The following is a 21819-nucleotide window of genomic DNA, read 5'->3' as shown; positions in this document are numbered from 1 at the left end:
ATTCATGAGGCGATTGAAAAACAGCCCCGTTGCGCCGCTGATACATGCGCTGGCCGACTATAAAAACATATTGATCAGTGTTGGCTGTTTTACGGCCCTGATCAATATATTGATGCTGGTGCCATCGATTTACATGCTGCAGGTATATGACCGGGTGTTGTCGTCACAAAACACCACAACACTGGCCATGCTGTCATTGATGGTGGTGGGGTTCTTTATCTTTATCGGTACGCTGGAAACCGTACGCAGTTTTATTGTAATTCGCGTCGGCAGTCAGCTGGAGCGCCGGTTCAACCAGCAGGTTTACCGCGCCGCATTCGAGCGCAACCTGTTCAGCGGCCAGGCCCATGCTGGCCAGGCATTGGCCGATCTGACCCTGATTCGCCAGTTTGTCACCGGCCCTGCGTTATTCGCCTTTTTTGATGCCCCGTGGTTTCCGGTGTATCTATGGGTGATTTTTTTATTCAGCCCCTGGCTCGGGCTGATGGCAACGGCGGGTGCGCTGCTGCTGATCGCTTTGGCGTGGATCAATGAAGTGATGACGCGTAAAGCCCTGGGCCGCGCCAGCCTGTATTCCATGCAGTCCAGCCAGCTGGCTACCAGCCATTTGCACAATGCCGAGACCATTCAGGCAATGGGCATGCTGGGCGTGTTGCGCCAACGCTGGTTTGCTCTGCACTCGCGCTTTTTGGCCGAGCAAAACAAGGCCAGTGACACCGGTGCGGTAATCGGTTCGCTGAGCAAGACCCTGCGCTTATGCCTGCAATCGCTGGTATTGGGCCTGGGGGCCTTGCTGGTTATCCAGGGCGACATGAGCGCGGGCATGATGATTGCCGGTTCGATTTTGATGGGCCGCGTGTTGAGCCCCATTGATCAGTTGATTGCGGTCTGGAAGCAATGGAGTTCGGCGAAACTGGCTTATCAGCGCCTGGACAGCCTGCTGCGCGAGCATCCGGCCAGTGAGGACAGCCTGCCGCTACCCGCCCCCAAGGGTCAGTTGAGCTTTGAACAGGTCAGTGCGGCCCCGCCGGGCAAGCGCCAGCCCACCTTGCAGCACGTCAGTTTTAGCCTCAATGCCGGCGAAGTGCTCGGCGTGCTGGGGGCCTCGGGCTCTGGCAAGTCGACTCTGGCACGGGTGCTGGTGGGGGTATGGCCGACGCTGGCGGGCACGGTGCGTCTGGATGGTGCCGACATTCATCAGTGGAACCGTGAGCAGTTGGGGCCGCATATAGGCTATTTACCCCAGGATATCGAGCTGTTCAGCGGCAGCATTGCCGAGAATATCGCCCGCTTTCGCGACGCAGACCCCCAGCAGGTGGTCGCTGCGGCGCAGCAGGCGGGGGTTCACGAGATGATTTTGCGTTTGGCGCAAGGTTACGACACGGTTCTGGGGGACGAGGGCAGTGGCCTGTCGGGCGGGCAAAAACAACGGGTCGCGCTGGCCCGGGCCTTGTACGGCAACCCGCGGCTGGTGGTGCTGGATGAACCCAATTCCAACCTCGATGCCGTTGGCGACGCAGCGCTCACCCGGGCCATTGGCCATCTCAAGGGGCAGGGCTGCACCGTGGTGCTGGTCACCCATCGTTCAGCGTCGCTGGCCCAGGCCGACAAGCTGCTGGTCCTCAATGACGGTCGCTGCCAGGTGTTCGGCCCCAGTGCCGAGGTGCTCAAGGCACTGTCCGCAGCCCAGTCGCAACAAGCCGCGCCGCAAGCGGCCAGTATCCACCGTCAGAGTGCTGACGCATGAGCAAGGACGCTGCATTGATAAACAAGCACACCCAATCGCCATTGCCTGAGCGCAGTGCGGGCTTTTATGTGCGCGCAGGCTGGGTGCTGACCCTGGTCGGTGCGGGCAGTTTTTTCCTGTGGGCCAGCCTGGCTCCGCTGGACGAGGGCATCGCGGTGCAAGGCACGGTAGTGGTGTCCGGCAAGCGCAAGGCGGTGCAATCGCTGGGCGGCGGGGTGATGCGCCAGATTCTGGTGCGCGAGGGCCAGAGGGTGCAGCAGGGCGAGCCGTTGTTTCGCCTGGACCAGACCCAGGTCGAGGCCGACGTGCAATCGTTGCGTGCGCAGTACCGCATGGCCTGGGCCAGCCAGGCCCGTTGGCAAAGCGAGCGTGACAACCTGGCACGGGTGAGTTTCCCTGCGCAATTAAGCCAGGCCGCTGACCCGCGCCTGGCCTTGGTCCTGGAGGGCCAGCAGCAGTTGTTCAGTAGCCGGCGCGAAGCCTTTGCCCGCGAACAGGCCGCGCTCAAGGCCAGTATCGAAGGCGCTACCCGGCAATTGAGCGGGATGCGTCAAGCTCGCAGCGATCAAATGGCCCAGGCCGATTCCCTGCGTGATCAATTGAACAATCTTCGTCCCCTGGCTGAAAAAGGCTATATCCCGCGCAATCGTTTGATGGAGTACGAGCGGCAGTTGTCCCGGGTTCAGCAGGATCTGGCGCAGAACACCGGTGAGAGCGGGCGTATCGAGCAGGGCATTGTGGAATCGCGGCTCAAACTGGCACAGCACAACGATGAATATCAGAAGGACGTGCGCAGCCAGCTGGCCGATGCCCAGCTCAAGACCCTGACCCTTGAGCAGCAACTGGCCTCGGCGGGGTTTGACCTGCTGCACAGCGAGATCAATGCGCCAGCCGATGGTATTGCCGTCAACCTCAGTGTGCACACCGAGGGCGCGGTGGTGCGGGCGGGTGAAACCCTGCTGGAGATCGTGCCCCAGGGCACGCGTCTTGAGGTAGAAGGGCGCTTGCCGGTGAATCTGGTGGACCGGGTGGGCAGCCAGTTGCCGGTGGACATTCTGTTTACGGCCTTCAACCAAAGCAGCACGCCGCGGGTGTCGGGCCAGGTGAACCTGGTGTCGGCCGACCAGTTGCTCGATGAGAAAACCGGGATGCCGTACTACGTGCTGCGCAGCTCAGTGAGTGATCAGGCACTGGAGAAGCTCAACGGGCTGGTGATCAAGCCCGGCATGCCGGCCGAGATGTTTGTGCGCACCGGCGAGCGTTCGCTGCTCAACTACCTGTTCAAACCCCTGCTGGACCGCGCAGGTTCTGCGTTGACTGAGCGCTAGGATGCTGCCCTTTATGAGAACGACTGCACTGTTGGGCCTGGGTTTTGCCCTGTGGGCAGGTAATGCCCAGGCGCTGGGCCCGTTCCAGGTGTATGAACAGGCGTTGCGCAATGATCCCGAGTTCCTGGCCGCCCTCCAGGAGCGCGATGCTGGCCAGGAGAGCCGCACCATCGGTCGTGCGGGGCTGTTGCCAAAGCTGTCGTACAACTACAACAAAGGCCGCAACAACTCCAGGGCCACTTATTTAAATGAGCGCGGCAACAGCCACGAAGACCGCAACTACAACAGCTACGGCTCGACCTTTACGGTGCAGCAGCCATTGATTGATTACGAGGCGTACGCCAATTACCGCAAAGGTGTGGCGCAGGCGCTGTTTGCCGATGAGACCTTTCGCAGCAAAAGCCAGGAACTGCTGGTGCGGGTGCTGACCCATTACACCCAGGCCCTGTTTGCGCAGGATCAGATCGACAATGCACGCGCCAAGAAAAACGCCTACGAGCAGCAGTTTCAACAAAATGAGCAGCTGTTTCGCCAGGGCGAGGGCACGCGCACTGACATTCTTGAGGCCGAGTCCCGTTACGAGCTGGCCACCGCCGAACAACTCCAGGCTCAGGATGATCAGGATGCCGCCCTGCGCGAGCTGGGCGCGTTGATTGGCGTGGCGACGGTGAATATCGACGAGTTGACGCCATTGCCCGCCAGCTTCAGCGCTTTGCCGCTGCAACCGGCGAGTTATTCAAACTGGCACACAATGGCGCTGGAGAGTAATCCGCTGCTGGCCTCGCAACGTGAGGCGCTGGAAGTGGCGCGGTACGAAGTTGAACGCAACCGGGCAGGGCATCTGCCCAAACTCAATGCCTATGCCAGCGTGCGCAAGATGGAGTCCGAGAGCGGCAACACCTACAACCAGCGCTATGACACCAACACCATCGGTATCGAGATCAGCCTGCCACTGTATGCGGGGGGCGGGGTGGCCGCGTCGGTACGCCAGGCCAGCAGCAATCTGGCGCGGGTGGAGTACGAGCTGGAGGGCAAGACCCGCGAAACCCTGATCGAGCTGCGCCGCCAGTTCAATGCGTGCCAGTCGGGGGTGAGCAAATTGCGGGCTTATCAAAAAGCCCTGGTCTCGGCCGAAGCGCTGGTGGTGTCGACGCGCCAGAGCATCCTCGGCGGTGAGCGGGTCAACCTGGATGCGTTAAACGCCGAGCAGCAGCTGTACAGCACCCGGCGCGACCTGGCCCAGGCTCGTTACGACTATCTGCTGGCCTGGACCAAATTGCACTTCTACGCCGGCACCTTGGGCGAGCAGGATCTGGCCCGGGTCGACGAAGCCTTTGTGCCGCGCGAGCGCGCGACAGTTTTATCAACGAAGAAGGTAAGCAGTCATGGCGATTTTTGACTACATGGATGTGGGATCTAAGGCTTCAACGGCGTTGGTCGCCGATGCTCTGGCTATCACCCTTTACAGCTATCACAACCTCGATAATGGCTTTGCCGTGGGCTACCAGAAGAACGGCATGGGCCTTGGGCTGCCCGCCACCCTGGTCAAGGCCGTGCTCGGTGGCACTGATTCCCAGGGCGTGGTGCCGGGCATTCCGTGGAACCCGGACTCGGAAAAACTCGCCCGCGAAGCCGTCGAAAAAGCCGGCTGGACCCCCATCAGCGCTGACCAGTTGGGGTACGCAGGCAAGGTCGACCAGCGCGGCACCTTTTTCGGTGAACAAGCGGGCTATGGCAGTGCTCAAGTGGAAATCCTCGGCAAGTACGGCGCCGATGGCCAACTGACCTCGATCGGCATCGGGTTTCGCGGCACCAGTGGCCCGCGTGAATCGCTGATCAGCGATTCCATTGGCGATGCCATCAGCGATTTGCTTGCCGCAATCGGCCCTGCCGATTATGCGAAAAACTACAGCGCCAATGCCTTTGACCTGCTGCTGGGCAAAGTGGCAGCCTTTGCCAGCGCGCAAGGGTTGAGCGGCAAGGACGTGCTGGTCAGTGGCCACAGCCTGGGCGGCCTGGCTGTCAACAGCCTGGCAGACTTGAGTGGCGAGCACTGGGCAGGGTTTTACCGCGATGCCCATTACATTGCCTTTGCTTCGCCCACCCAGAGCGAAACCACGGAAAACGTGCTTAATATCGGCTTTGAGAACGACCCGGTGTTTCGCGCCCTGGACGGTTCGGACTTCAACCTGTCGTCGCTGGGCGTGCATGACGCGCATCAACCGTCCGCTACCAACAACATTGTCAGTTTCAACGATCACTACGCCTCCACCGCGTGGAATCTGATGCCTTTTTCGATTGCCAATGTCTCGACCTGGATCAGCCACTTGCCCAATGGCTATGACAGCGCGATGACGCGCATCCTCGATTCGGCGTTCTATGACCTGACGACCAGGGACTCGACCCTCGTGCTCGCCAACCTGTCCAACCCGGCGCGGGAAAACACCTGGGTCCAGGACCTCAATCGCAACGCCGAGCCGCACAAGGGCAGCACCTTTATCATCGGCAGTGACGGCAATGACTTGATTCAAGGGGGGCGCGGCAATGACTTTCTCGAAGGTCGCGACGGCAATGACACCTTCCGTGACAGTGGCGGCTACAACATCATTTTGGGCGGCAAGGGCGTCAACACCCTCGACCTGCAGCAATCCTTGAGCCGCACACAGGTGGTCAATGACGGGCAGGGCACCTTGTATGTGCGCGATAGCCACGGCGGCATCACCCTATCCCGCGATATCAGCGTGCTGTTAAGTGACGAACCCGCGTGGTTGGGGTTGAGCCATCGTCAGCCATCGGGTGGCTGACGATGGCTTGTGGGCGGGTAATACCCGCAGTGAGTACACCCACTCGGTCAAGGCCGGGGCCGGGGACAGCACGGTTACGGCGCCAGGCGCCGCAGGCTGGTTGCTGGGCCAGGGCGGCAACGATCATTTGATCGGCCTGCAAGGTAATAGCGTGTTTGTCGGCGGTGCAGGCAACGACCTGCTGGAATCGGCAGGCGCCAACAACACCTTCGTGTTCAGCGGGCATTTTGGCAACGACACGCTGCTGGGCTACCAACCTACTGACACGCTGGTGTTCCTGGGCGTGGAGGGCGGGCATCACAGCGACTACCGCGCCCATGCCAGCGCCGTGGGGCATGACACCGTGCTCAGCTTTGGCAACGATTCGGTGACCCTGGTGGGCGTTGCCCTGGCCACACTGGCGGGCACCGACATCGTTATCGCCTGACAGCCAGCGGCCAGCTTGCCGCTGGCCGCTGCCTCTACACCTTGAACTGACGCAGCAACCCATTGAGCTGAACGCTCAATTCCTTGAGGTGGACACTGGCGGCGCTCGACTGTTCTGCCGCCTGGGCGGTGCCCTGGGACAGCTCGGCGGCCTGGGTCACGTTCTGGTTGATGTCCTCCACCACATGGGCCTGCTGCAGGGTGGCGCTGGCAATCGAGGCGTTGAGGTCGTTGAGGTTAGTCAGCGCCTGGCCGATGCTGGTCAGGCTCTGCCCGGCCTGGGTGGCCTGCTCGATGGTCAGTTGCGAGGCGCGGCTACTGCTGCCGATCACATCGACGGCGGCTTCGGAATGCTTTTGCAGGCCCTCGATCATCGCCTGAATCTCGGCCGTGGATTTTTGCGTGCGCTGGGCCAGCAAGCGCACCTCATCTGCCACTACGGCAAAACCGCGACCTTGCTCGCCCGCACGGGCCGCTTCGATCGCGGCGTTGAGAGCCAGCAGGTTGGTTTGCTCGGCAATCGAGCGGATCACTTCCAGTACGCTGCCAATTTCGCTGCTTTGCGTGGCCAGCGAGCGAATCACCTCGACCGCCTGGTTGATGGTGCCTGACAGTTGGTCGATCTGCTGCAGGCTGCTGTCGATGTTCTGCTGGCCTTGCTCGGCTTGCGACTGGGCGCCGCGCATTTCGCTGGCCGCATGCTCGGCATTTTTTGCCACTTCTTGTACGGCGTAGGTCACTTCGTTGATCGCCGTGGCCACCTGATCCATTTGCAGGGCCTGTTGCTGGCTGCGTTGTTGTGCGTCGCTGGCGTCGTTGCCCAGTTCGGTCGAGGACTGCTCCAGGGCCGTGGCAGTGGCCTGCAGATGGCTAATCACAGTGCGCAGCTTGGCGGTAAAGGCATTGAAATGATGCGCCAGCAGGGTCACTTCATCACGGCCGTGGGTATCCAGGCTACGGGTCAGATCGCTTTCGCCACTGGCAATATTGGCCATTGCCTGCACGGCCTCCTGCAGCGGTCGCACAATGCTGCGGGCGATCAGGGTGACCAGTACGGCCATGATCAGGGCAATGCCCAGGCCCGCCCAACTGGCCTTCCAGGCTTGGGCGCGAAACTCGGCCTGCATGTCGTCGATATACACCCCTGAACCAATGACCCAGCCCCAGGGCTCGAACAGTTGCACATAGGAGGTTTTCTGAACCGGCTCCTGGGCGCCGGGTTTTGGCCAGCGGTAGTCGACCATGCCCGCGCCCCGGGTTTTCGCCAGGCTGGCCATCTCGTTGAAGATCGCAAAGCCGTCCGGGTCCTTGATGGCCGACAGGTCCTTGCCGTCGAGCTTGGCATTGGTCGGGTGCATGACCATATAAGGGCGCAGGTCATTGATCCAGAAATAGTCATCGTGGTCATAGCGCAGGGTGCTGATCACGGTCAGCGCCTGCTGTTGCGCGGCTTCCCGGCTCAGACTGCCGGCGGTTTCCAGGCCGTGGTAGTAGCTCAGTACGCCACTGACGGCCTGCACCACATGTTGGGTCTTCTGGGCTTTGCCTTCATACAAATCGTCATGTATCTGCTTTAGCATCAGCAAGCCCAACGCCAGCAACATGGCCATGGCCACAATCAGGATCAGCCACAAACGGCGGCTGATGGATAACCTGCGCAGGGTATTCATAAAGGGCGACTCCTTGTTTTTCTTGTTGTGGTGTTTCACAGGACAACTTTTTCCAGACTTGTCTGTCAGACCAAACCGAAGTCATGTCATAGCAGCGAAAGTAGAACGTGTCTGATAGGATCTCGGCCGAAATTGGCAAAGCTTCATCTTTATTGATTTCTGACAGTTTTTTCACAGCGTTCTGGGGAACATGTCGCACCTTTGACCTGCTCCAGGGCCGTGGTTGCAACACCTTAATCAAGACTAATCAGCTCTGCATGAGGCAGGGCTTTATGGGGGAATAATGGATCTTTGGACTGCCGCTCAGGCGTTGATACTGGGCGTCGTTGAAGGCTTGACGGAGTTTTTGCCGATCTCGAGTACGGGCCACCAGATTATTGTGGCCGACTTGCTCAACTTTGGCGGCGAGCGGGCGATGGCGTTCAACATCATCATCCAGTTGGGTGCGATTCTGGCTGTGGTCTGGGAATTTCGCCGCAAGATCATCGATGTTGTCGTCGGTTTGCCCACCAAACCCGAGGCACGCCGCTTTACCACCAACCTGATTATCGCGGTGATGCCGGCGGTGGTGCTGGGGGTGATTTTTGCCGATGTGATCCACGAGTACCTGTTCAACCCGATTACCGTGGCTACGGCCCTGGTGATTGGCGGTGTGATCATGTTGTGGGCCGAGCGTCGCCAGCATGTGATTCGTGCCGAGACCGTGGATGACATGACCTGGAAAGACGCGGTGAAAATCGGTTTCGCCCAGTGCCTGGCTATGATCCCCGGCACTTCGCGTTCGGGTTCGACCATTATCGGCGGCCTGTTGTTTGGCCTGTCGCGCAAGGCGGCCACTGAGTTCTCGTTCTTCCTGGCCATGCCGACCATGGTCGGTGCTGCGGTGTACTCGGGCTACAAGTACCGTCATCTGTTCCAGCCTGATGACCTGCCGGTGTTCGCCATCGGTTTCGTCACCTCGTTTATCTTCGCGATGATCGCTGTGCGGGCCTTGCTCAAGTTTATTTCCAACCACAGCTATGCCGCCTTTGCCTGGTATCGCATTGCCTTTGGTCTGCTGATCCTGGCGACCTGGCAGTTTGGCTGGATCAACTGGGCCGAGGCTTGAGAGGTTTGCCCGAACGACAGGGTGCGCCGGTTCGCGCCCTGAAGCTCAAGCTGCTGGCCTGGATTGCGCTGTGTGCATTGCCTGTCGGCGGCTCGGTGAGCCTGTGGCTCACCGGGGGCACCTGGCTACCCTTGCTCGCTTATGGGGTTGCCAGTGTTCTGGCGTATGGCCTGTACTGGTATGACAAGCAGCAAGCCAGGGCAGGGCAATGGCGAACCCCGAAGAAGGTGTTGCACGGGGTTGAGCTGCTGGGCGGTTGGCCAGGGGCTTTGCTGGCGCAACAGATGTTTCGCCACAAAACCCGCAAGCTGTCCTATCAACTGTCGTTCTGGCTGATTGTGACTGTGCATCAGGTGGTATGGATTGACGCACTGTTCCTCAACCGCTCCATTCTCCACCTGTTGCAGCTACAGCAATAAACCGATCTGACGCTTTTTCGCCAGCTTTCCCACCACCAGTTGGTGGGAACGGCGCAACAGGTCCTGGAGTTCCGCAGCGCCCATCGGGTAAGGCGCCTGCATATTGATCCAGTACGCGCGCGCCAGATAGGGCGAGGGGCGAATACCCGGGCGATCGATATAACCCAGGAACAGGTCTTTCTCGACCTTGAATGAAAGCCCGTCACTGTTGAGGTTGAACAGGGCAAACATCTTGCTGTCATCGACGAAAAACACCTCGACCCCACCCCATTTCACGGCGTACTGAGCGCCCGGCAGGTTCCGGCAGAACTCGGCGACTTCTTGCTTGCTCATCGGGCTCATAGCAGTTTCTCTCCACAACGTTCAAATGACTCGACCAGGTGATCGATCCAGGCCCGCACCGCCGGCATCACTCCGCGCCGGTGAGGGTACACCGCGTGCAGCCAGCCCCCCGGCAGGGTCCATTTGGGCAGCAGTTGCACCAGTTGGCCGTCTTGCAGTTCCTGCTCGCAATACATCATGGGCAGCACGGTAAAGCCCAGGCCAGCCAGGGTGCAGGCCTTGCGCACGATAAAATCGTCAATCCCCAGCCGCGCCTCAAGTACCAGGGTGCTGGCCTGGCCATGCTCATCGAGCATGCGCAAATGCACCATGCGATCGGCCTCCAGCGCCCCCAGCAGCGGCACGCTTTTCAAGTCATCGGGGCTGTCGACTGGCCACTTGCTGGCAAACTCGGGAGTGGCCACCATCACGGTGCGGGCCTGGCGCAGGCGCCGCGTAACCAGCGACGGGTCTTCGTCGCCTTCCTCGCGCACGCGCAAGGCCACATCAATGCCTTCGGTGACCAGATCGACCCGGCGGTTGAGCAGGTTGACCTCCAGCTGCACCAGGGGATAAGCCTGCAAAAATGAGCTGATCACCCCGGGCATGAATTCATGGGCCAGCCCCACGGGGCATGACACGCGCAAGGGGCCGCGCGGTTCGCTGGACATACTGGCCACGGCCTCGTCCGCCATCTCGGCTTCCAGCAACATGGCCTGGCAATGGCGCAGGTAGCGCTCACCCACCGCGGTCAGCTTCAACTGGCGCGTGGTGCGTTGCAGCAAGCGGGCGCCCAAGCGCTCCTCAAGCTCGGCCACGCGGCGTGACAGGCGTGATTTGGGGATGCCCAGCAGTCGCCCGGCAGCGGCAAAGCCACCGGATTCGACCACCTTGGCGAAATAGTAAAGGTCGTTAAGGTCTTGCATGGCGCGCTCACTGTCCTGCAGGTGGGACGAACTATCGCATAATGGCTAACTTATCGTCGATTGCTTTCATCGGTAGTATCCATTCAATCGAGATCGCCCAGAGGCGGTCATCATCTGGAGATCACCATGAAACTGTTGCATATCGATTCGAGCATTCTGGGCGACAACTCGGCTTCCCGTCAGCTGAGCAGCGAAGTGGTCAAGGCCTGGCAGGCAGCGGATCCACAGGTTGAAGTCAGCTACCGTGACCTGGCCAGCGAAGCCATCGCCCACTTCTCGGCCGCGACCCTGGTGGCCGCCGGCACACCCGCCGAGCTGCGTGATGCCGCGCAGAAACACGAAGCCCAACTAAGCGCCGACACCCTGGCGCAGTTTCTGGCAGCTGACGCAGTAGTGATTGCTGCGCCGATGTACAACTTCACCATTCCGACCCAGCTCAAGGCCTGGATTGACCGTATCGCCGTGGCCGGCCAGACCTTCCGTTACACCGAAGCCGGCCCTGAAGGCCTGTGCGGCAACAAGAAAGTCATTGTGGTTTCCACCTCCGGCGGCCTGCATGCCGGACAGGCAACTGGCGTAGCCCACGAAGATTACTTGAAAGTGATGCTGGGCTTTATCGGCATCACCGACGTTGAATTTGTCCGCGCACACGGCCTGGCCTATGGTGACGAAGTACGCAACAAAGCCATGAACGATGCCCATGCACAGATTAAGCAGGATCTGTTCAGCGCTGCGTAAGCCTGTACAGCGCTTCACCGGCTAAACTCTGTACTCCGGGTGTCTTGCCAAGACCGGAGTACGGAGTTTTTTGCGTTTGGCCCAGGTTATGCAGAGCTTTTGGCGAAAGCTTCTGGCACAGCCGATTTCAAGCCACGCGCCATTGCAGGTGAACCTCGATGATGGGTCTCAGGGCGGTACTGATGTTGTGGCTGGCATGTTGCTCCGTGATGGTGCAGGCCGAGCCCGCGTTGCAGTGGGGCGTGGGCTTTCACCGTTTGAGTTTTCTCGACCCGCTGGACGATCAGCCCATGCGGGCCATCGCCTTTTACCCGTCCAGCGAGGCCCAGGGGCTGACCAAAATAGGCAGTTATGAAGTGGCGGCGACCGAGGGGGCTAAAGTCGCCATCGGCCGTTACCCGCTGCTGATGCTGTCCCATGGCAATACCGGCACGCCCCTGGCACTGCACGACCTGGCCACCTCGCTGGCGCGCAAGGGCTTTGTGGTGGTGGCGGTGCTGCACCCTGGCGACAATTACAAGGACCATAGCCGCCTGGGTACCTTGAGTAACCTTTACGGGCGACCGATGCAGATATCGGCCGCCATCAGCGCAACCCTGGACGACCCTGAGCTGTCACCTTATGTGCATGACGACCAGGTAGGGGTGATCGGTTATTCGGCAGGTGGCGAAACCGCGCTGATCCTGGCAGGCGCCCAGCCAGACCTGGATCGCCTGCGCCGCTACTGCCAGGAACGCCCCGAAGACCGTGATGCCTGCACCACAAAAGGGGAGCTGATCGCCGACCGTGATGACCTGATGCCCGTTGCCGACCCCCGGGTACACGCGCTGCTGCTGATGGCACCCTTGAGCCTGATGTTTGGCCGCCAGACCCTGGCCGATGTGCATGTGCCTGTGCTGCTGTACAGCGGCGAAAACGACAGGCTGGTGTTCCCCGACAAAAACGCTGACGCCCTGGCCCGCAAGCTACCGGTGGAACCGGAGTTCAAGGTGATACCCGGTGCCGGCCATTTTGTGTTCATGGCCCCCTGCAATGACGAGCAAATGGCGGCCATGCCCGGCTTGTGCACCGATGCGCAAGGGGTTGATCGGGAAGATATCCATCGCGACCTGATTTACGAGGCCGGGCGGTTTTTCAGCAAGACGCTGCAGGCCCATACCGGGTCCGGTCTACGCACTGCCGTGCATACCCACTAGCGCTGCGCCCGCCGCGACAGGCTCAAACTCAGCACCAAGCCCAGGCAGCACATCACGGCCGCGCTGAAGAAAATCCACGGATACCCCAGGTTCAGCGCAATGGCTCCCATGATCGGCCCGGCAATGGCCAGTGCCAGGTCAAAAAACACGGCATAGGCACTCAGCCCCGCGCCGCGGCTGGTAACCGGGACTTGCTTGACCGCCTCGACCCCCAGGGCCGGGTACACCAGGGACAAGCCAAAACCGGTCAGCCCGGCACCTGCCAGGGCAAAAGCGGTACTGGGTGCCAGCCACAGCATGACCAGGCCCACCGCTTCGATGCTCATGCAGGCGATTGCCACGTTGTAGCCACCAAAGCGGCTGATGCTGTTGGTAAAGATCAGGCGGCCGAGGATAAAGCACACGCCAAATACCGACAGGCAATACGCCGCACCTTCCCAGCCCTGGTCGATATAAAACAGGGTGATAAAGGTAGTCAGCGTGCCATAACCAATCGAGGCCAGGGTCAGGCTGATGCCATAGGGGGCAATCAGGCCGAATACCGACCAAAAAGGCAGGCGCACGCCCGGGACCGCGGCGATTGCCGGTTTGTTGCGAATCAGCCCCAGGGCGGCCAGGGCCAGCAACAACAGGGTCACGCCCAGCATGGCGAAGCCCAGCCGCTCGACCATCACCACGCCCAGCGGCGCACCAATGGCGATCGCGCCGTAGGAGGCAATGCCATTCCAGCCAATGGCTCTGGCGGTATGTTGTGAACCAACCCGGGCAATGCCCCAGGTAATGGTGCCGACACCGATCAGGCCCTGGGCAATGCCGAGAAATACCCGCCCGACAATCAGAATGCCCAGGCTCAGCAGGGGCCAGTCTTGCAAGGCTACGGCCAGGGAGGTGAGCACCCCACTGATGGCAATGCCGGCCAGGCCATAGACGATGGCGGGCTTGGTGCCGAGGCTGTCGACCAGGCGTCCGGCTGACGGGCGGCTCAGCAGGGTGGCCAGATATTGCGAAGCGATGGCCAACCCGGCGACCACGGCGCTGAAGCCCAGTTGGTCATGCACATAGCCCGGCAATACGGCGATGGGCAAGCCAATGCAGATAAAGGCAATAAAGGTGTAGAACACGATCGACAGGATTTGCAGGGTGACCGACAGGCTGCTCGGGGAGGAGGGGTGTTGCACAGGCATGAGCGGGGAGTCCGGCTGGCGATCGGTAACCGCCATGATGGCGTGGCCCCGGCATAAAAGAAAGCAGGCTAACGGTAATAGTGGGTGAGGCACACAACCTGTGGGAGCGGGCTTGCCCGCGATAAAAGCGCTGCGTTGTATCAGGCCCCCCACGAGTCATTTAAAGGCCAGAAACGAAAAACCCCGTCACCAGGACGGGGTTTTCGTTACAACCTGCAGGGCAGCGTCTGAATCAGAACGTCACGCCCTGGCTGCGCAGGTAGTCATCGTAAGTGCCGCTGAAGTCGATCACACCGCTTGGGCTCAGCTCGATAATACGAGTGGCCAGCGAGGATACGAACTCACGGTCATGGCTGACGAATACCAGGGTGCCCGGGTAGTTCTCCAGTGCCAGGTTCAGCGCCTCGATGGATTCCATGTCCAGGTGGTTGGTCGGTTCGTCCATGACCAGCACGTTGGCCTTTTGCAGGATCAGCTTGCCGAACAGCATGCGACCTTGCTCACCACCGGAAATGACTTTGACCGACTTGAGGATGTCATCGTTGGAAAACAGCATGCGGCCCAAAGTGCCACGCACCATTTGCTCGCCCTGAGTCCACTGGCCCATCCAGTCGAACAGGGTCATGTCATCTTCGAAATCGTGGGCATGGTCCTGGGCGTAGTAACCCAGTTCGGCGGCTTCAGTCCACTTCACTGTACCTGCATCCGGGGTCAGCTCGTTGACCAGGGTACGCAGCAGGGTGGTTTTACCGATACCGTTCGGGCCAATGATCGCAACGCGCTCGCCGGCTTCAACGGTGAAGCTGAAGTCCTTGAACAGGGTCTTGCCATCAAAGCCTTTGGCCATTTGCTCGACGATAACCGCCTGGCGGTGCAGCTTCTTGTTCTGCTCGAAGCGAATGAACGGGCTGACACGGCTCGAAGGCTTGACCTCGGCCAGGGTGATCTTGTCGATCGCCTTGGCGCGGGAGCTGGCCTGCTTGGATTTCGAGGCGTTGGCCGAGAAGCGGCTGACGAACGCTTGCAGTTCGTTGATCTGCGCTTTCTTCTTGGCGTTTTCCGACAGCAGTTGCTCGCGCGACTGGGTAGCGACGGTCATGTACTCGTCATAGTTGCCCGGGAACAGACGCAGCTCGCCGTAGTCCAGGTCAGCCATGTGGGTGCACACGCTGTTCAGGAAGTGACGGTCGTGGGAGATGATGATCATCAGGCTGTTGCGCTGGGTCAGAATGTTTTCCAGCCAGCGGATGGTGTTGATATCCAGGTGGTTGGTCGGTTCGTCGAGCAGCAGCACTTCAGGATCGGAGAACAGCGCCTGTGCGAGCAATACGCGCAGCTTCCAGCCTGGCGACACTTCGCTCATCGGGCCGAAGTGTTGCTCGATGCCGATACCCAGGCCCAGCAGCAGCTCACCGGCACGGGATTCGGCGGTGTAACCGTCCATTTCAGCGAACTCGGTTTCGAGTTCGGCAACGGCCATGCCGTCTTCTTCAGTCATTTCCGGCAGCGAATAGATGCGATCGCGCTCGGCCTTGACCTTCCACAGCTCCTCGTGGCCCATGATCACGGTATCGATCACGGTGAATTCTTCGTAGGCGAACTGGTCCTGGCGCAATTTACCCAGACGCACGTTCGGCTCCAGCATGACCTGGCCGCCGGACGGCTCAAGGTCATCACCGAGGATTTTCATGAAGGTGGACTTGCCGCAACCGTTGGCACCGATCAGGCCGTAGCGGTTACCGGCGCCAAATTTTACTGAAACGTTCTCGAATAGCGGCTTTGCGCCGAACTGCATCGTGATATTTGCTGTGGAGATCAATTACTTTACCTATCAATAGCTTAGAGTTCGCTGGTTTCAGCCGGTACCCATTTGGGACCAATTTGGAGCTTTTCCAGCTCGCTCCAATCTGAGCTTGAGTCGAACCAATGCGCATACGTTGACAGCAACATTTGGACGCTATGGCCAAGCTGCTGGGAAATGAAGGCGGGATTCAAACCGGACATTACGCGTATTGTCGCATAGGTGTGACGACAGTTGTACGGCAGGCGATGACTGATTAAGGGTGTTTCCAGGCGTTTGCCCGAATCAGCGGTTCAGAGGCAGGCTCGCCCAGCGACAACGGGCGGTGCAGGTACGGTTTTTTCCAGGGCTTGCGGTGGTGCTACTTGCGACATTGCGACGCATGCCGGCCCCCGCAAAAAAAACTGCAAGTTACGCTTGGCCCTGCCAGGCGCAGACGTTAGCAGGTAGTTGAACCTTGGCATAAGCAAATGCCGGCGCATCATATAAAGTTACTGGCCTGACTGCACAGGCCTGCCTGGATTTGGTCATGAATAAAGCGTGCGTGAGTTCACACTTTTGCGTAACTAGTGGGGCGCGTGGGTAGTAACTATAAGTTAACGATTAATACGGATCTTTTTGTGCGTTAGTTCACAAACAAATGTGCCCGTATCCCCGCGCAGCCAGTACCGGGTCGCCCTGTACAAGGCGGAGCCGCGGCTACAGTGCAGGTCGCGCATCTTGCGGTAGGCCCATTTCCATCCACGTTTAGTTGAGGCGCTCATTTTTATTCGTCCCTGAATGGTTTCTACAGGTAAGTGTATCAGTACATTAAAAAATGCAACTACCCCCTCTGGAGGTGTTTTTTATCAATGGCGTGTGTTGCTCTGTGTAAGACAGCACGGCTTTATACTGTTTTGAATGTAAAAAAGTTAAAGTTAATTCAAATGAGTTTGCACTCATTCGGTGCATTGAAGTCGTGCAGTGAGTTGGGCCTTGTTATTACAGCACTGGCCTGTATCCAGCTTTTATCCAGATGTTCGGTCAGGTAGTCCATAAACGCTTTTACTTTTGCGGTCATGGCTGCGCGATCCTGGACACAAGCATAGATGTCCAGCGGCTGCGCGCTGGATTCATTGGGCTCATGGCTGTGCTTGAGCAGTGCTATCAGTTGGCCTGATTCGAGGTAAGGCGCCGCCAGGAACTCGGCCAGGCGTGCCACCCCGGCGCCATGAATGGCCATTTGCGTAAGCGCGTCGATATCGTCGCTGATTGCGCTGAAGGTCAAGGCTGCGTAAGTGTGCTGGCCATTGCGAGTAAACCCCCAGCGCAACAGGCGCCCGTCCAGGGGGTAGCGAAAACCCAGGCAGGCATGGTGCTGGAGGTCTTCCGGCGTGCGGGGGATGCCGGCGCGCTCCAGATAGGCCGGCGCGGCGCAGACAATAAACGGCACCGAGGCTATTTTGCGCGCCACGATGCCGTCTTCCAGTTGCGGCTTGATGCGCAGGCTCAGGTCAATATTGTCCTGAATATGATTGATCTTGCCATCGCTGGTACACAGCTCCAGTGCCAGGCGCGGGTAACGCGCGGCAAAGCCTGCGATCAGCGGGGCGACTACATGCCGACCGAACGCGGAGGTAGACGCAATGCACAGGCGCCCTTGCAGTTCGTTATCGTCAGTACGGATGGCCATTTGCGCGGCTTCAAGGTCGGAGGCGATGCGTCGTACCTTGGCGTAATACAGTGCACCGTTTTCGGTCAGGGCCATACGCCGGGTGGTGCGTTGCAGCAGGCGGGTGCCCAGATGTTCTTCCAGGCGGTTGAGGGTCTGGCTGACGGCTGCCGCACTGAGCCCCAGGTTTCTGGCCGCGCCCACGATGGAGCCGGTTTCCACCACTTTGATAAAACTGGCAATCGCTGCTAACAAATTCACTGTGGGCACACTCGCAGGCATTCGTAAGTTTTTATTTATAAAGTAACTGCCGCTGGGCGTCTAGTTGCCGGTTTTCGATCTTGCTAAGGTGCGCTACACCTGAAATCCAAGCTGAAAAAAGGCCTGTATATGACGTCACACAACACTGAAAACACCCTGGGTGGCCGGCGTTTCAAACTCTCGGCCCGGGTTACCCCGTATGTATTTGCGTTTTACATGTCAGCGATCATGGCTTTTTTGATGTCGCTGGTGATTACTGCGGCAAACTCCGGCATTGAGGGGGATTACCTGAGCAATGCCCTGCATGCCTATCAATTGGCAATGCCGGTAGCCTTCCTGTGCATCCTGGTCGTGCGACCCATTGTGATGAAGCTGGTGGCGTTTACGGTTCACCCGCACCGTTAGTCCGAAAGGGCCTTTTATGACCTGTGGCAAGGGTAAGTCAGTAAAAGGCTGCTTAACTGCATCAATGATTTTGGGGGGCTGCCACCTCAACGGCAGCCGCTGATGATTTTTGATCAGATAAAGGAAAGCCATCATGAAAGCGCTCACCTATCAGGGGTCAGGCGAAAAAGCCTGGGCCGAGATCCCGAATCCGGTCATCGACAAACCGACCGACGCCATTGTCCGAATCCTGCACACCACCATCTGCGGCACGGACCTGCATATCCTCAAGGGCGATGTGCCAGAGGTGACCCCCGGCACGGTGCTGGGGCATGAAGGGGTCGGTGTGATCGAGTCGGTAGGCCCGGCGGTGCGCAATTTCAAACCGGGCGATCATGTGCTGATTTCCTGCATCACCTCGTGCGGCAGTTGCGCCAATTGCCGGCGCCAAATGTATTCGCACTGCGCTGACGGCGGCTGGATCCTGGGGCATACGATCAACGGCACCCAGGCCGAATATGTCCGCATCCCCCATGCAGACAACAGCCTCTACCCCGTGCCTGCCGGGGCCGATGAGCAAGCCCTGGTGATGCTCAGCGATATCTTGCCCACCGGCTTTGAAATCGGCGTGCTGGCGGGCAAGGTCAAGCCGGGTGACAGCGTGGTGATCGTCGGTGCCGGGCCTGTGGGCATGGCGGCACTGCTGACGGCTCAGTTCTATTCGCCCGCCCAGTTGATCATGGTCGATGGCGATACCAATCGGCTGGAAGTTGCACAGCGTTTTGGCGCGACCGATGTTATCGATATCAACACGCAAAATGCCGTTGAGCGCATTTTCCAGCTGACCGATGGCGTGGGCGTGGATGTCGCGATTGAAGCGGTAGGCATCCCGGCCTCGTTCGACACCTGCCAGTCGGTGATTGCCCCGGGCGGCACCATTGCCAACGTCGGCGTGCATGGCAAAAGTGTCGAGTTGCACCTGGAAAAGCTATGGATCCAGAACGTCACGATTACCACCGGCCTGGTTAATACCAACACCACGCCGTTGCTGATGAAGACGGTGCAGTCGGGGAAAGTCGACGCCGGCAAGTTGATCACCCACCGCTTTGCGCTGGCGGATATCCTCAAGGCGTATGAGGTGTTCGGCAATGCGGCCAAGGAGAAGGCCATGAAGGTCATCCTGTCTCAAAAATAGACAGAAACCCCTTCCACTACTATGTTGTTTGCGGCAGAACTCATGTTACTTAATCGTTGATAATAGGGATATTGGCATATGAAAAAGCACATTCTGTTTATGGGCGTCGTTGGCTTGGCGGCACTTTCCACACTGGCTCAAGCTGAAACCAAGCAGCCCGTGGCAAAATGGACATGCGCGGATTTCCTGGCCGTGGATGAGAGCTTCCAGCCAACTGCGGTTGGCTTGGGTGAAGCCATCAACAAGAAGGGCAAGGTTGAAGATGCCGTGCTGGATGTTGACGGTATCGCCAAAATCACCCCGCTGGTGGTGACGGCCTGCAAGGAAACCCCGAAAGAATCCTTTGTCTCCAAGCTCAAGGCTGAGTGGGAAAAGGTCAAGAAAGACGTGTAAGCCTCGCCCGGCCTGTACTTCACAAGAGTACAGGCTACCCCCTCTGTGGGCCTTCGCGGCCCTTGCGGGCAAAAACATCCCCGTTGTTGTGAATTTCCTGCGCTGTAACCCCTCTACATAAAGACAGGCCTGCCTTGCTGGTTGCAAGAGCGTAGTAAACTACGCTGGTTCTATCTCTATCTGTCGGGGAATCCTATGTTAATCAGATCATTAGCCGAACTTGACCGTATTCGTGACGAGTGCCGTGCCATGGTCACCAAGCGCTCGGCTGTGTCGGCAGGTGCGGCTGCGTTGCCGATACCGGGGCTGGACATCGGCACCGACGTGGCACTGCTGGTAGAGATGCTGCCGGCTATCAACAGCAAATTCGGCTTGACCCCGCACCAGATCGAGCAGATGGACTCACGCTCCAAACGCCTGATCGTGGTGGCAGTGACCGGTATTGGCAGTGAAGTGATCGGCAAATTTATCAGCCGCACCCTGGTGATGTCGCTGGTTCGCAAAATGGGCGCCAAGGTGGCCACCAAGTCGGTGATTCGTTTTGTTCCTTTTGTGGGGCAGGCCGTGGCGGCCACCATCAGCTTCGGCGTGATGAAAGTGGTCGGCAACGGTCATATCGAAGACTGCTATCAGGTCTGTCGCGAAGCATTGCTGGCACAAGCGCGGGAGTCGACGGTCATTGAGATTGGCCCCGACATCGAGACGTGATCCGGAGGGCGTAATGAATCCGCTTAAATACAGCTGCTTACTCATGTTGATCGGCGGCGTACTGGCTGGCCAGGCGCAGGCACACACCCCGCCAGGTTCGCCAGTGCTGCTGGCGCAGAATACGCCGATCACCAATACGCCGCCGGCCAATGATGCCATCCGCCGCATCAACCCCAACAGCCGCCAGGGCACGGGCGCATCCGTTCCAGGGGCAAGCGGCCCGTCAACGGCGCCAGTGCCGCGAGCACCAAGCCTGGAAAATGGAGCCATCGGTAATGGCTACCCACGTCATCAGTCGCCGCCACCCACCCGCAAACCGACAGCTCCATCGCTCCAGCCGCGAGACAAACCTTAACAAAACAAGGAATTGCTGATGTTGAGAACAACCTTGCTGGTCACCTTGTGTGCCTCTTCGCTGCTCACTACGGCCTTCACGGCCCATGCCGATCCGCAAAAGTCCTTTGCCAGCGAAAACGGAACCGTCACCGTAACCCCAGTGGTAGAAGGCCTTGACCATCCCTGGGCACTGGCCTTTTTGCCTGACAAGCAAGGCATGCTGGTGACCGAGCGCCCGGGTAACCTGCGCACCGTCAGCCCTGATGGCAAACTCTCGGCACCGCTCTCAGGCGTGCCCCAGGTGTGGGCCAAAGGGCAGGGCGGTTTACTCGATGTGGTGCTGTCGCCCAGTTTCGGTGAAGACCGGCTGGTGTACTTGTCGTACGCCGAAGGCGGCGAAGACGGCAAGGCAGGTACCACGGTGGGCCGTGGGCGCTTGTCGGATGACTTGACCCGCTTGACCGACTTTGAAGTGATCTTGCGCCAGCAACCCAAGCTCTCCACTGGCAACCACTTTGGCTCGCGGCTGGTATTCGACCGCGACGGCTATCTGTTTATCGCCCTGGGCGAAAACAATCAGCGTCCGACAGCACAGGACCTGGACAAACTGCAGGGCAAGGTCGTACGCATCTACCCGGATGGCCGCATCCCTGACGACAACCCGTTTGTCGGCAACAAGGACGCAAGGCCGGAAATCTGGTCATACGGGCATCGTAACCAGCAGGGCGCGGCACTGAACCCCTGGACCGGCACCTTGTGGACCCATGAGCACGGGCCAAAAGGGGGGGATGAAATCAACCTGATCGAGCGGGGTAAAAATTACGGCTGGCCGTTGGCGACCCACGGTATTGACTACTCTTCCAGGCCGATTTCCGAGGCGCAGGGCACCCTTGTCGAAGGTACGGTGGGGCCGTATCACGTTTGGGAGAAATCACCTGGTATCAGTGGCATGGCCTTTTACGATTCAGACCGGTTCAAACCGTGGCAGCACAACCTGTTTATCGGTGCCCTGGCAGATAAAAACCTGATCCGCCTGCAGCTCAAGGATGACAAGGTGGTGCATGAGGAACGCTTGCTGGGTGAACTCAAGGCGCGTATTCGCGATGTGCGCCAGGGGCCGGATGGCTATTTATATGTGCTGACCGATGAGGACAATGGCGTGCTGTATCGAGTGGGCTTGCAATAACCCTCAATCCTTGTGGGAGCCGGCAAGCCAGCGCCCA

The 21819-nt window shown here is 59.3% G+C and carries 19 protein-coding genes and 2 pseudogenes; 14 read left to right on the top strand and 7 right to left on the bottom strand.

All coding sequences use genetic code 11. The annotated features are described in order from the left end of the window. Positions 1 to 4 precede the first annotated feature (4 nt). From BFC21_RS06105 to BFC21_RS06090, 4 genes and pseudogenes are all read left to right on the top strand, one after another. Positions 5 to 1747, top strand: coding sequence for a type I secretion system permease/ATPase (locus tag BFC21_RS06105; protein ID WP_088377442.1), 1743 nt, complete (start codon positions 5 to 7; stop codon positions 1745 to 1747). Then, complete coding sequence (locus BFC21_RS06100; RefSeq protein ID WP_016781015.1) at positions 1744 to 3075, top strand: HlyD family type I secretion periplasmic adaptor subunit; 1332 nt, start codon at positions 1744 to 1746, stop codon at positions 3073 to 3075. The genes BFC21_RS06105 and BFC21_RS06100 overlap by 4 nt, the downstream gene beginning before the upstream one ends. Positions 3076 to 3088: 13 nt before the next feature. Continuing rightward, positions 3089 to 4474 carry a TolC family outer membrane protein gene (locus tag BFC21_RS06095; RefSeq protein WP_120266688.1) on the top strand — a complete coding sequence of 462 codons (1386 nt, stop codon included), beginning with the start codon at positions 3089 to 3091 and terminating at the stop codon, positions 4472 to 4474. Further along, positions 4461 to 6306 (top strand): annotated as a pseudogene (locus tag BFC21_RS06090) (polyurethanase). Before BFC21_RS06095 ends, BFC21_RS06090 begins: the two are co-directional and overlap by 14 nt. A 34-nt stretch (positions 6307 to 6340) precedes the next feature. On the opposite strand, the gene BFC21_RS06085 reads toward BFC21_RS06090, so the two are convergent. After that, positions 6341 to 7975, bottom strand: coding sequence for a methyl-accepting chemotaxis protein (locus BFC21_RS06085; protein ID WP_120265800.1), 1635 nt, complete (start codon positions 7973 to 7975; stop codon positions 6341 to 6343). A 283-nt stretch (positions 7976 to 8258) separates the two neighbouring features. On the opposite strand from BFC21_RS06085, the gene BFC21_RS06080 reads away from it, so the two are divergent. Continuing rightward, on the top strand, positions 8259 to 9083 hold the full coding sequence (locus tag BFC21_RS06080; RefSeq protein WP_016781011.1) for an undecaprenyl-diphosphate phosphatase: 825 nt from the start codon (positions 8259 to 8261) through the stop codon (positions 9081 to 9083). Positions 9084 to 9088: 5 nt separating this feature from the next. Continuing rightward, on the top strand, positions 9089 to 9502 hold the full coding sequence (locus BFC21_RS06075; RefSeq protein ID WP_088377439.1) for a DUF1294 domain-containing protein: 414 nt from the start codon (positions 9089 to 9091) through the stop codon (positions 9500 to 9502). Here BFC21_RS06075 and BFC21_RS06070 read toward each other — a convergent pair. Beyond that, positions 9491 to 9835 (bottom strand): MmcQ/YjbR family DNA-binding protein, encoded by a 345-nt coding sequence (locus BFC21_RS06070; RefSeq protein WP_029611424.1) that lies wholly within the window; start codon positions 9833 to 9835, stop codon positions 9491 to 9493. The genes BFC21_RS06075 and BFC21_RS06070 overlap by 12 nt on opposite strands. A gap of 5 nt (positions 9836 to 9840) precedes the next feature. After that, positions 9841 to 10749 carry a LysR substrate-binding domain-containing protein gene (locus BFC21_RS06065; protein ID WP_088377438.1) on the bottom strand — a complete coding sequence of 303 codons (909 nt, stop codon included), beginning with the start codon at positions 10747 to 10749 and terminating at the stop codon, positions 9841 to 9843. Between the two features lie 126 nt (positions 10750 to 10875). Here BFC21_RS06065 and BFC21_RS06060 point away from each other — a divergent pair, with 126 nt between their 5' ends. Beyond that, positions 10876 to 11487, top strand: a complete 612-nt coding sequence (locus BFC21_RS06060) for an FMN-dependent NADH-azoreductase (RefSeq protein ID WP_088377437.1) — start codon at positions 10876 to 10878, stop codon at positions 11485 to 11487. Positions 11488 to 11645: 158 nt separating this feature from the next. Further along, positions 11646 to 12683 carry a dienelactone hydrolase family protein gene (locus BFC21_RS06055; RefSeq protein WP_095003755.1) on the top strand — a complete coding sequence of 346 codons (1038 nt, stop codon included), beginning with the start codon at positions 11646 to 11648 and terminating at the stop codon, positions 12681 to 12683. On the opposite strand, the gene BFC21_RS06050 is transcribed toward BFC21_RS06055, so the two are convergent. The 4 genes and pseudogenes from BFC21_RS06050 to BFC21_RS06035 form a co-directional block, all read right to left on the bottom strand. Continuing rightward, positions 12680 to 13867, bottom strand: a complete 1188-nt coding sequence (locus BFC21_RS06050; protein WP_120266687.1) for an MFS transporter — start codon at positions 13865 to 13867, stop codon at positions 12680 to 12682. The two genes, BFC21_RS06055 and BFC21_RS06050, sit on opposite strands and share 4 nt — an antisense overlap. Positions 13868 to 14099: 232 nt before the next feature. Further along, positions 14100 to 15686, bottom strand: a complete 1587-nt coding sequence (locus BFC21_RS06045) for an ABC-F family ATPase (protein WP_029611422.1) — start codon at positions 15684 to 15686, stop codon at positions 14100 to 14102. 20 nt (positions 15687 to 15706) lie between these two features. Continuing rightward, positions 15707 to 15925 (bottom strand): annotated as a pseudogene (locus BFC21_RS27515) (hypothetical protein); the annotation flags it as partial. Positions 15926 to 16590: 665 nt separating this feature from the next. Beyond that, entirely contained in the window at positions 16591 to 17580 is a 990-nt protein-coding gene (locus tag BFC21_RS06035; RefSeq protein WP_120265799.1) for a LysR family transcriptional regulator, read from the bottom strand. 129 nt (positions 17581 to 17709) lie between these two features. Here BFC21_RS06035 and BFC21_RS06030 point away from each other — a divergent pair, with 129 nt between their 5' ends. The 6 genes from BFC21_RS06030 to BFC21_RS06005 all read left to right on the top strand — a co-directional run bounded on the left by BFC21_RS06030 (position 17710) and on the right by BFC21_RS06005 (position 21782). Next, positions 17710 to 17985, top strand: a complete 276-nt coding sequence (locus BFC21_RS06030; protein WP_016781001.1) for a DUF2798 domain-containing protein — start codon at positions 17710 to 17712, stop codon at positions 17983 to 17985. 133 nt (positions 17986 to 18118) lie between these two features. Further along, positions 18119 to 19159 (top strand): zinc-dependent alcohol dehydrogenase family protein, encoded by a 1041-nt coding sequence (locus BFC21_RS06025; protein WP_088377435.1) that lies wholly within the window; start codon positions 18119 to 18121, stop codon positions 19157 to 19159. A gap of 78 nt (positions 19160 to 19237) precedes the next feature. Continuing rightward, positions 19238 to 19552, top strand: coding sequence for an acid-activated periplasmic chaperone HdeA (hdeA, locus tag BFC21_RS06020; protein WP_088377434.1), 315 nt, complete (start codon positions 19238 to 19240; stop codon positions 19550 to 19552). Positions 19553 to 19801: 249 nt separating this feature from the next. Beyond that, entirely contained in the window at positions 19802 to 20260 is a 459-nt protein-coding gene (locus BFC21_RS06015) for a hypothetical protein (protein WP_016780998.1), read from the top strand. Positions 20261 to 20273: 13 nt separating this feature from the next. After that, positions 20274 to 20615: a hypothetical protein gene (locus BFC21_RS06010; protein WP_088377433.1), complete on the top strand. Its 342-nt coding sequence runs from the start codon at positions 20274 to 20276 to the stop codon at positions 20613 to 20615. 18 nt (positions 20616 to 20633) lie between these two features. After that, complete coding sequence (locus BFC21_RS06005; protein ID WP_088377432.1) at positions 20634 to 21782, top strand: PQQ-dependent sugar dehydrogenase; 1149 nt, start codon at positions 20634 to 20636, stop codon at positions 21780 to 21782. Positions 21783 to 21819: the final 37 nt, after the last annotated feature.

Source organism: Pseudomonas sp. TMW 2.1634, assembly GCF_001703595.1.
Taxonomy (GTDB): Bacteria; Pseudomonadota; Gammaproteobacteria; order Pseudomonadales; family Pseudomonadaceae; genus Aquipseudomonas; species Aquipseudomonas fragi.
The sequence above is the reverse complement of the archived record's forward strand: the minus strand, read 5'-3'. Positions and strand labels throughout refer to the sequence as shown.